At 34.9% G+C, this 3,351-nt stretch carries 3 protein-coding genes and 2 rRNA genes; all 5 read left to right on the top strand.

What is annotated here, in order from left to right; all coding sequences use genetic code 11:
* Window positions 1-119 (top strand): 23S ribosomal RNA (locus FWJ34_RS18840); the annotation flags it as partial.
* Between the two features lie 66 nt (window positions 120-185).
* Window positions 186-302: ribosomal RNA gene (gene rrf / locus FWJ34_RS18835) — 5S ribosomal RNA — on the top strand.
* 295 nt (window positions 303-597) lie between these two features.
* A complete protein-coding gene (recA, locus tag FWJ34_RS18830; protein WP_308256867.1) occupies window positions 598-1,668 on the top strand; it encodes a recombinase RecA in 1,071 nt (356 codons plus the stop codon).
* A 269-nt stretch (window positions 1,669-1,937) separates the two neighbouring features.
* Complete coding sequence (locus FWJ34_RS18825; RefSeq protein ID WP_308256866.1) at window positions 1,938-2,948, top strand: phosphoribulokinase; 1,011 nt, start codon at window positions 1,938-1,940, stop codon at window positions 2,946-2,948.
* A 127-nt stretch (window positions 2,949-3,075) separates the two neighbouring features.
* The coding region (locus FWJ34_RS18820) for a CHAD domain-containing protein (protein ID WP_308256865.1) at window positions 3,076-3,351 on the top strand (276 nt) is incomplete at its 3' end.

The following is a 3,351-nucleotide window of genomic DNA, read 5'->3' as shown; positions in this document are numbered from 1 at the left end:
CACCTCAAGATGAGTATTCTGTAGTAAGGTCACGGGAAGAACACCCGTTGATAGGCACAAGGTGGAAGTGCAGTAATGTATGGAGCCGAAGTGTACTAATAGACCGTACCCTTGACCTAATCGATGGTATAACCTCAAAATAAAATCTATGCAGTCTTGAAGGTAATTTAACTTTCAAAGTCTTAGCTGGTGTCTGTAGCGTTGTGGAACCACTGCGAACCATCTCGAACTCGTGGGTGAAACGCAATTGCGGCGACGATACTATGGGGGTAGCCCCAAGGGACAATAGTTCGATGCCAGCTTTAATATTCCATCTATTAAGAACACTCTAGTAAAAACTGGGGTGTTTTTTCTTTTTCCTCATTTATTTTTCGATCTTATTTAAAAAAAATGCTAAAATTACGGGTAGTGATCATAACACTAATGTGATCGCAAATGATTAGGTTTTCTATATATCGTAATATTATAACTTTTTGTAAAACTACCTTAATTTTTTTTCAAAATAAGTTAATATATTAATACTTATGTACCAAATAATTGGTGCATAAATATTAATTAAATTATCATTATTTACATAGTTAACCTTAAAATCAGCTTATGGCTACCAGTACAACTGCTCAAAGTTCAGATAAAGAAAAAGCCCTAAATCTTGTCCTCTCTCAAATCGAGCGTAATTTTGGGAAAGGCTCAATTATGCGTCTAGGGGATGCCACGAAAATGAGGATAGAAACTATCTCTAGCGGTGCTTTAACTTTAGATCTTGCCTTAGGGGGTGGACTTCCTAAAGGTCGTATTATCGAGATTTATGGACCTGAAAGCTCTGGGAAAACAACCTTAGCTCTCCATGCCATCGCTGAAGTGCAAAAATCGGGAGGGGTTGCCGCTTTTGTCGATGCTGAACACGCTTTAGATCCTAGTTATTCTGCTGCTTTAGGGGTTGATATTGATAACTTATTGATAGCCCAACCTGATAATGGAGAATCTGCTCTGGAAATCGTGGATCAATTAGTGCGTAGTTCTGCTGTTGACATAGTTGTAATTGACTCTGTGGCTGCTTTAGTACCTCGTGCAGAAATTGAAGGGGAAATGGGAGATTTACAGGTGGGATTACAAGCCCGTTTAATGAGTAAAGCATTGCGTAAAATTGCTGGTAATATTGGTAAATCAGGCTCAACGGTAATTTTTCTCAACCAACTACGTCAAAAAATCGGTATTAGTTATGGGAGTCCTGAAGTAACGACTGGTGGTACAGCATTAAAATTTTACGCTTCCGTACGTCTTGATATTCGTCGTATCCAAACTTTGAAAAAAGGTAGTGAGGGGGAATATGGTATTAGGGCAAAAGTGAAAGTTGCTAAAAATAAGGTTGCACCACCTTTCCGTATCGCTGAATTTGATATTATTTTCGGTTCTGGTATTTCGAGCATCGGTTGTTTATTGGATTTAGCCGAAAAAACCAATATTGTTACCCGTAAAGGTGCATGGTATAGCTATGATGGCGAAAATATCGCTCAAGGTAGAGATAATGCAGTTAAATATTTGGAAGAAAAACCGGAAATTGCTACTGTTATTGAACAAAAAGTCAAAGCCGAATTAGAAATAAATAATGTCACTTTCGATACCTCCACCTCTGACTCTGAAGAGGAGGATTTTGATACTATTGATTAAATTTTTAACTAAGTGAACTATACCGAATCAGAGATTATCCTGTTGGCTTCCGGCACAATTTCCTAAATTATGACAAAATAGAATTTTGATTTTTTGGTCGAATTTTTGAGAAATAAAGGTTAAAAATAAAGAAAAAAGAGGTTTGATCTGTCGGGATTAATTAATTATGATAATTAACTATAGATTAGTGTGCATTTGACTGATAAGATAACAAACAATAGAAAAATTACTGGTATAAGTAAAATTTAGTTTCAACTATAGAGGAAAATATGACTCAAGATAGAGTAGTTATTATTGGAGTTGCGGGTGACTCTGGTTGTGGTAAATCAACTTTTTTACGTCGATTAGAAGATTTATTCGGTAAGGAGTTTATGACGGTTATCTGTCTCGATGATTATCATAGTCTTGATCGCAAAGGCAGAAAAGTAGCGGGTGTAACTGCATTAGATCCTCGTGCCAACAATTTCGACTTAATGGCAGAACAAGTTAAGGCTTTAAAAAATGGTCAAGCTATTGATAAACCTATTTATAATCATGAAACAGGAGAACTTGATCCTCCTGAAAGAATTGAACCTAATAAAGTAATTGTTATTGAAGGTTTACACCCTCTTTATGATGCTAGAGTGAGAGAATTAGTTGATTTCAGTGTTTATCTTGACATCAGTGAAGAAGTTAAAATCAATTGGAAGATTCAGCGTGATATGGCGGAAAGAGGTCATAGTTATGATGATGTTGTGGCTTCCATCATGGCAAGAAAACCTGATTTTACTGCTTATATTGAGCCTCAAAAACAATATGCTGACATTGTTATTCAAGTGTTACCTACTCAGTTAATTCCTGATGAAAAAGAAGGCAAAATTTTGCGAGTTCGTCTTGTGGAAAAAGAAGGTATTCCTCATTTTGCCCCAACTTATTTGTTTGATGAAGGTTCAACTATTGATTGGCGCCCTTGCGGACGTAAACTCACTTGTGCTTTCCCAGGTCTGAAAATGTACTATGGACCTGATAATTATATGGGTAATGAGGTTTCTATTCTGGAAATTGATGGTCAATTTGATAACCTCGAAGAAATTATTTATATTGAAAGTCATTTAAGTCGTACTGGAACGAAATATTATGGTGAGATGACTGAATTGTTATTAAAACATAAGGATTATCCCGGTTCTAATAATGGTACTGGTTTATTCCAAGTTTTAGTTGGTTTAAAAATGCGTGAAACCTATGAACAATTAACTGGTGCTGTTGCTAATTCTGAAGAAAAAGAAGTGGTAACTGTTTAATTAACAAGACGAAATAAATATTGCTAATTTTTTGAGGCTGTGGTTAATTTTTATGATTAGTCATGGTCTTTTTTTTTGTAAAAATTTATAATAAAAATAACAATAATTAAAGTGTAGAGGTTTATTTATGTCTATTTTAACCTTCAAAGACAATCCTATTACCCTCGCTGATTATAGTTATAATGCGATCGCTAAACAAGTAAAAAAAATTGTTATCTATGAGAAGAAAACATTAACACAAGAAGATCCAGAAAATTTGCATCAGTTACGAGTGGCTATGAGAAGATTAAGAAGTATTGTCAGTGTTTTTAATTCAGCTTTGAAAATACCTTCGATTATTAATGATAAAAATATTGCTAATATTGCTAGAGTTTTGGGACAACAAAGAGATTTAAATATTTTA

This window comes from Geminocystis sp. GBBB08 (genome assembly GCF_016743215.1).
Classification (GTDB): domain Bacteria; phylum Cyanobacteriota; class Cyanobacteriia; order Cyanobacteriales; family Cyanobacteriaceae; genus Geminocystis.
The sequence above is the reverse complement of the archived record's forward strand: the minus strand, read 5'-3'. Positions and strand labels throughout refer to the sequence as shown.

Excerpts from the sequence above, each read along its gene's own strand:
- recA (WP_308256867.1), top strand. The coding sequence starts at position 598 with ATGGCTACCAGTACAACTGCTCAAAGTTCAGATAAAGAAAAAGCCCTA.
- FWJ34_RS18825 (WP_308256866.1), top strand. The coding sequence starts at position 1,938 with ATGACTCAAGATAGAGTAGTTATTATTGGAGTTGCGGGTGACTCTGGT.